The following is a 6,686-nucleotide window of genomic DNA, read 5'->3' as shown; positions in this document are numbered from 1 at the left end:
CCCTCGAGGTCGCGCCCGCGCGGGGCCCGCAGGACCGCCTCGACGAGCGCCGCCTCGTCGGGGAGGCGGCCCGGTCCGGGCGCCTCCCCGACGGTGCCCATCGCGCCCGAGGCGGGCTCGAGGACCTCGCGACCGTCGGCGCGGAGGCGCGCGACGTTGCGGCGGACCGGCGCGGCGCGCCACATGGCGGGGTTCATCGCCGGCGCGAGCGCGACCCGCGGCACCCCCAGCGCCAGGGCGCTCACGACGTCCCCCGCGTGCCCGTGCGCGATGCGGGCGAGGGCGTCGGCGGTGGCGGGGGCGACCAGCAGGCCGTCCGCCCACGCCGCGAAGCTCAGGTGCCGGGCCTCGCCGTCGGCCGCGAACCAGGCGGCCTCGTCCAGCACCTCCCCGCCGGCGGCGGAGGCGAGGGCGAGTGGCGTGACGAAACGGACCGCGGGCGTGGCCGCGACGCGGACCTCGGCGCCGGCCTCGCGGAGGCGGCGCACCAGGGCGGGGGCCTTGACGGCGGCGAGCCCGCCGGTCACCCCCACGATCCAGCGGGGCGGCCGGTCGGGCGTGACCTCAGACGACCTCGGTCGTGCGTTCGCGCCGCTCACGGGCGCGCGCCTCCCGCAACTGCGCGTCGGTGGGCAGGTCCTCGCCCCACGTGACCGGCTTGCCGAGCCGCAACTCCTCCATCGCGACGCTGACGGTGTTCGCCGCGGCGTCGGGCATCTCCTCGTCGCTCAACAGCGTCGGCATGCCACTCTTGAGTTGCGCGGCACGCCGCGCGACGACGATCGAGAGGCGGTAGCGCGAATCGGTCTGCGCGAGCAGGGTGTCGTAACCGTCCTGAGCCATGCGTCCTCCAAGGCCCCGCGAGCGCGTGCGGTGCGGCGCGCGGTGGGACGTGAAGCGTACTACACGTCGGCGGCGGTCTGCAGGAAGCGCGCCACGGCGCCGTCCGGGAGGCGCGACGCGCGGGCGCGTTCGGCGCGGACGATCCCCTCGAAGGTGCGGGCGGCGTCCGCGAGGTCGTCGTTCACGACGACGTACTCGAACTCGCGCACCGCCGCGATCTCCTCGCGCGCCCGCGCCAACCGCTTCGCGATCTTCGCTTCGTCGTCCGTCCCGCGACCGCGCAGGCGCCGCTCGAGCTCCGCGAGGTCGGGGGGCGCGACGAAGATCGTGACCGCCTCCGGGAGGCTCTCGCGCACCTGGCGGGCGCCCGCCAACTCGATCTCGAGCAGCACGTCGCGGCCCGCGTCGAGGTGCGCCTCGATCGGCGCGCGGGGGGTGCCGTAGAAGTCGCCGACGTACTCCGCCCACTCCAGTAGGCCGTCCTCGTCGATCAGCGCCTGGAACCGCTCCGGCGTCAGGAAGTGGTACTGCACGCCGTCGGTCTCCCCCGGCCGCAGGGCGCGGGTCGTCGCCGAGACGCTGAAGGCGAGGTCGCCGAGGGCGGGCGCCGCCTCGCGCCGCAGGGACTCCTTGCCGACGCCGGACGCGCCGGTCATGACGAACGGGATGCCGCGCCGGCCCGGGTCGCTCATGGGCGGGAAGGTACCACGGGCGCCGGGGCCGCCCGGGTGGTAGATTCGTCTCCCGGGAGCGTGAGCGCCATGGCGACGAAGTACGTGTTCATCACCGGTGGGGTCGTGTCCAGCCTCGGCAAGGGCATCGCGACCTCGAGCCTGGGGGCGCTCCTGCGGGCGCGCGGCTACCGCGTCACCGCGGTGAAGATCGACCCCTACATCAACGTGGACGCGGGCACCATGCGACCGTACGAGCACGGCGAGGTGTTCGTCACCGACGACGGCGCGGAAACCGACCTCGACGTCGGGACGTACGAACGGTTCCTCGACATCGACCTCGCGCGCGGCAACAACGTCACGACCGGGCAGGTCTACCAGACCGTCATCGACCGCGAACGCCGCGGCGAGTACCTGTCGCAGACCGTGCAGGTCATCCCCCACGTCACCGACGAGATCAAGCGCCGCATCCGCGCCGCGGGCGAGGCGGTGAACGCCGAGATCGTCCTCGTCGAGGTCGGCGGGACGGTCGGCGACATCGAGTCGCTGCCGTTCCTCGAAGCGATCCGCCAGATGCGCTTCGAGGAGGGACGCGACCAGACGCTGTACCTGCACGTGACGCTGGTGCCGTACCTGGGCACCAGCGAGGAGTTCAAGACGAAACCCACCCAGCACAGCGTCGCGACGCTGCGGGGGTACGGCATCCAGCCCGACGCGTTGGTGGTGCGCAGCGAACGCCCGCTCCCCGACGAGGGCCGCGCGAAGATCGCGTTGTTCAGCAACGTCGAGGCGCGCGACGTCTTCAACGCCTACAACGCCGAGCACGTCTACGCCGTCCCCGAGATGCTCGAGCAGCAGGGCATCGGGCGGTTCACGGAACGACGCCTGCAGCTGGAGAAGGTCGTGCCGGAACTGCACGTCTGGCACGACGCGGTCCGGACCCTCCGCGAGCCGCAGGGCCGGGTCCGCATCGCGGTGGTCGGCAAGTACGTCGCGATGCCCGACGCCTACCTGTCGCTCAACGAGGCGTTGGTGCACGCCGGCATCGCCAACGACGTCGCGGTCGACGTCGAGTGGGTTCCCGCCGAGGACCTCGCCGCCGCCGACGTCGGCGCCGGCGACCTGGATTTCCTGACCGACTACGACGGGGTGCTGGTGCCCGGCGGGTTCGGGGTGCGCGGCATCGAGGGCAAGGTCCGCGCCGCCCGCCTGGCCCGCGAGCGGCGCGTGCCCTACCTCGGCATCTGCCTGGGGATGCAGGTCGCGGTCATCGAGTACGCCCGCCACGTCGCGCAGCTCGAGGCGGCGAACTCCACCGAGTTCGACCCCTACACGCCGCACCCCGTCGTCGCGTTGATGCCGGAGCAGCTGGAGGTCGAGGGCTTGGGCGGCACCATGCGGCTCGGGAGTTGGCCGATGCGCCTCGCGCCGGGCACGCACCTCGCGCACCTGTACGGCGAGGCGGAGGGCGGCGTGGTGCACGAACGCCACCGGCACCGCTACGAGGTGGCGCCCGACGCCGTCGCGCCGCTCGTCGACGCCGGCCTGGTCGTCTCCGGCGTCACGCCCGGCATGGAGGGTCGCGGGGAGGGCCTCGTCGAAGCGATCGAACTCCCGGACCACCCCTTCTACGTCGGGGTGCAGTCGCACCCCGAGTTCCGCTCCCGCCTGATGCACCCCAGCCCGCCGTTCCGTGGCTTCATCGCCGCGGCGAAGGCGCGCACCGCCACCGCACGGGACGCCGCCCCCGACGCCCGCTCGGAGGCCGCACCGGACGCCGTGACGGACGCCGGCGCGCCGTGAGCGACGCGCCGCTGCTGATCGGGCTGGCGGGCGGCACCGGCTCCGGCAAGACGACGGTCGCCGCCGCGCTGCACGCGCACGCCCCCGACCGCGTCACGATCCTCCCGCAGGACGCCTACTACCGCGCGCAACCGGGCGTCGCGTTCGAGGCGCGCGCCGCGACGAACTACGACCAACCCGCCGCCTTCGACCACGCCCTGCTGCTCGCGCACCTCGACGCCCTCCTCGCCCGCGAGGCGATCCACCGCCCGGTCTACGACTTCGCGCGGCACGACCGCGACGACGCCACCGTCCGGGTCGCCCCGACGCCCGTCGTGATCATGGAGGGGATCCTGGTGCTGCACGACGCGGCGCTCCGCGAGCGCTTCGCCCTGAAGGTGTACGTCGACGCGCCCCGCGACGAGCGGTTCATTCGGCGGCTCGAGCGCGACGTGCGCGAACGCGGACGCAGCACCGACAGCGTCATCGCGCAGTACCGCGACACCGTCGGCCCGATGCACGACCTGTACGTCGAGCCCAGCAAACGGCACGCCGACCTGATCGTCCCGCAGGGCGGCCGCAACCACGCCGCGATGGCGGTGTTGAGCAGCTTCGTCGAGCGCGCCGTGCACGGCGCGCCGCCCCCCGTCCCACCGAGCCCGGTGCCGCGTGGCTGACGCCCGCCGCCGCATCCGCGTCGCGGCGGCGCTGCTGCTCGCCGCGGCGCTGCTGCCCGCCGGCCTGCTGCTGACGGCGCGCCTGGAGGCCGAGGGCGCCGCCCGCCCCGTCGCGCTGGTCATGGACGGCGACGCGCTCGAGGAACAGGCCCGCCTGCTGGGGCGCGACCCGGTCGCGCTCGCCGCGCACTACCGCACCCTGGGGTTGTCCGCCGTCGCGGTGTACGAGGACACCCCCGAGACCCTCGCGGCGAAGGGACGCATCGCGCTGCTGCGCGGGGCGGACGCCGTCGCCGCGGCGGTCGCGGCGGGGGCCCCACCGCCCGACGTGCCGGCCCACGCGACCCTCGTGCGCGACCTCGTGCCGGGCGCCAGCGACGCCCTGCGCGCCAAGGCGCCCACCCCGCCCGCCGCGGTCACGATCCGGGGGGTGGACTGGTGGGCGTTCCCCGGCGACGTCGCCGACCGCCTCCCCGCCGGACCGGACGAGGCCACCATCGCCGCGTACGCGGAAGCGGGCCTGGACGTCGTCTACCGCCCCCGAAGCGTGCCCGGCGTCCGCAACGTCGGGGCGTACCTGCCGGACGCCGCGTCGGTCCTGGTGCACGAGGGCCAGACGGTGGCGGGCTACCCGCACGCGATGGACGCCACCCTCGCCGCCGCCCAGGGGCGCTGGACGGCGTACGTCGAGAACAACCCGCAGGCCGGCATCGGCGCGCTCCGCGGGCGGGCGCCGATCCTCCGGCTGCTCAGCTTCGAGCAGGCGTACCTGGACCTGCGGCTCCCGCCGCACGAGGTGATCGACAAGTTCGTGCTCGCCGCGACGGAACGCAACGTCTCGCTGCTCTACCTGCGGCCGTACCTGCAGAACGTCCAGGGGGACGCCCTCGCGAACACCGAGGCGCTGGTGGCCGGCCTCGCGCGGGAGGTGCGCGCGGAGGGCTTCGCGATCGGCACCCCACCGCTCGGGCGGCAGGCGCTCGACGCCTACGCGCCGCCCGCGGCCCTGCGCGTACTCGCGTCGCTCGGGGTGGCGGCCGGCGTCACGCTGCTCGCCACCGCCTTCCCCGGCCTCTGGGGGGTCGCCGTCGCGGCCGCCCTCGCGGCGCTCGGGCTGGCGGCCGCCGGCCTGGACTTCGGGGCGGTCGCCCTCGTCGCGGCGCTGACCTTCCCCGTCCTCGGCTACGTCCTCCCCGGCCCCCGCCGCGGGGCGTTCTGGCGCGCGGCGGCGTGGAGCCTGGTCGGGGCGGCGTTCCTCGCGGCGGTCGGCAGCGACCGCGACGCGGTGCTGGGCGTCGCGCCGTTCCGGGGGGTGGCGGCCACCCTCGTCGTGCCGCCCGCCCTGTACGTCGCGTGGGCGCTGCTGCGCACCCAGGGCGCCTTCGCGTGGCTGCGCGACGGCTGGCGACTGCCGGTCCGCCTCGGCCCGGTCGTGCTCGCCGGCGTCGCGCTCGCCGGCTTCGCGCTGGTGGTGCTGCGGCGCGGCAACACGCCGCTGATCGGCGCCAGCGAGCTGGAGCTGCAGGTGCGCGCCCTGTTGAGCGAGGCGTTCGCCCGCCCCCGCTTCAAGGAGCTGCTCGGGCACCCGCTGGCGGTCGTCGGCCTCAGCGAGGCGGGCGGCCCGGCGTGGCTGCGCGCCGGCCTGATGGCGGGCGGCGTCGTGGCGCAGGCCAGCATCCTGAACAGCTTCGCGCACTACCACACGCCCCTCCTCGTGTCGCTCGAGCGGACCGGCGTCGCCCTCGCCCTCGGGTTCGGTCTCGGGACCCTCGCCGTCGCGGCGTTGCGCCCGACGGTCGCGTGGGTCCGCCGCCGCCTCGCGGCGGCCTGACGCCGACCATGACGCGGGTCCTGATCTCCGGCTTCGTCGGCGCGGGGAACCTCGGCGACGAAGCGATCCTCGCCGGGCTCGCGCCGGCCCTGCGGGCGGCCGGCTTCGCGCCCGCCGCGCTGAGCGCCGCGCCGCGCGCCACCACCGCCCTGCACGACCTCCCCGCCCGGCACCGCCTCCTCGGCGTGCCCGCCGCCCTCGCGGCCAGCGACGCGCTCGTCTCCGGCGGCGGGGGGTTGCTGCAGGACCGCACGTCGAGCCGCAGCCTCCGCTACTACCTGGGCGTCCTCCGCCTCGCGCGACGCCTCGGGAAGCGCGTCGTCGTGTTCGGCCAATCCGTCGGGCCGCTCTCCCCCGCCGGCCGCCGCGCGGTCGCGCAGGCGCTCGCGGGCGTCCCGATCCTGGTGCGCGACGCCCCGTCGCACGCCCTCCTCGCGGAGCTCGGGCTGGAGGCGGCCACCGGCGCCGACCCCGCCCTCCGGTTGGCGTCGGCGACCCGTGGGACGCCCGGCGGGGTGGGGGGCGGGGCGGCGGACCGCCCGACGCTGCTGATCCCCCGCGCCGACGTGCCCGGCGCGGAAGCGGCGTTCGTGGCCCTCGCCCGGCGCGTGCGGGCGGACGGCGAACGGGTCGTCGTCGCGGCCCTCGAGGCGGGCGCGGACGCCGCCGCGGCCCAGCGCATCGCCGCCGCCGCCGACGCGGAGGTCGCCACCTGGCGCGACCCGTGGACCGCGGCGCGGGACGTCGCCGCCGCGCGGCGCGTCGCGTCGGTCCGCCTGCACGGGCTCATCCTCGCCGCCGGGGCGGGCGTCCCCCACGTCGGGGTGGGGTACGACCCGAAGGTCGCCGGCTTCGCCGCCGCGTCGGGCGGTACCGTCGTGC

Annotated in this window: 7 protein-coding genes; 4 read left to right on the top strand and 3 right to left on the bottom strand. The window is 76.1% G+C overall.

Going from position 1 to position 6,686, the window contains the following annotated elements; all coding sequences use genetic code 11:
* The 3 genes from RI554_09860 to gmk all read right to left on the bottom strand — a co-directional run.
* On the bottom strand, positions 1-599 hold a 599-nt coding region (locus RI554_09860; GenBank protein MDR9392319.1), incomplete at its 3' end, for a flavoprotein.
* Positions 565-843, bottom strand: coding sequence for a DNA-directed RNA polymerase subunit omega (locus tag RI554_09855; GenBank protein MDR9392318.1), 279 nt, complete (start codon positions 841-843; stop codon positions 565-567). The genes RI554_09855 and RI554_09860, both read right to left, overlap by 35 nt.
* Positions 844-902: 59 nt before the next feature.
* Complete coding sequence (gene gmk, locus RI554_09850) at positions 903-1,535, bottom strand: guanylate kinase (GenBank protein ID MDR9392317.1); 633 nt, start codon at positions 1,533-1,535, stop codon at positions 903-905.
* Positions 1,536-1,604: 69 nt separating this feature from the next.
* On the opposite strand from gmk, the gene RI554_09845 reads away from it, so the two are divergent.
* The 4 genes from RI554_09845 to RI554_09830 all read left to right on the top strand — a co-directional run.
* On the top strand, positions 1,605-3,317 hold the full coding sequence (locus RI554_09845) for a CTP synthase (protein ID MDR9392316.1): 1,713 nt from the start codon (positions 1,605-1,607) through the stop codon (positions 3,315-3,317).
* On the top strand, positions 3,314-3,973 hold the full coding sequence (udk, locus tag RI554_09840) for a uridine kinase (GenBank protein MDR9392315.1): 660 nt from the start codon (positions 3,314-3,316) through the stop codon (positions 3,971-3,973). Before RI554_09845 ends, udk begins: the two co-directional genes overlap by 4 nt.
* Positions 3,966-5,804 carry a DUF5693 family protein gene (locus RI554_09835; GenBank protein MDR9392314.1) on the top strand — a complete coding sequence of 613 codons (1,839 nt, stop codon included), beginning with the start codon at positions 3,966-3,968 and terminating at the stop codon, positions 5,802-5,804. The genes udk and RI554_09835 overlap by 8 nt, the downstream gene beginning before the upstream one ends.
* 8 nt (positions 5,805-5,812) lie before the next feature.
* Positions 5,813-6,686 (top strand): polysaccharide pyruvyl transferase family protein (locus RI554_09830; GenBank protein ID MDR9392313.1); only part of this gene is annotated, 874 nt, incomplete at its 3' end.

The organism is Trueperaceae bacterium, assembly GCA_031581195.1.
Classification (GTDB): domain Bacteria; phylum Deinococcota; class Deinococci; order Deinococcales; family Trueperaceae; genus SLSQ01.
Note: the sequence above shows the minus strand (reverse complement) of the source record. Positions and strands in the feature narration are given on the sequence as shown.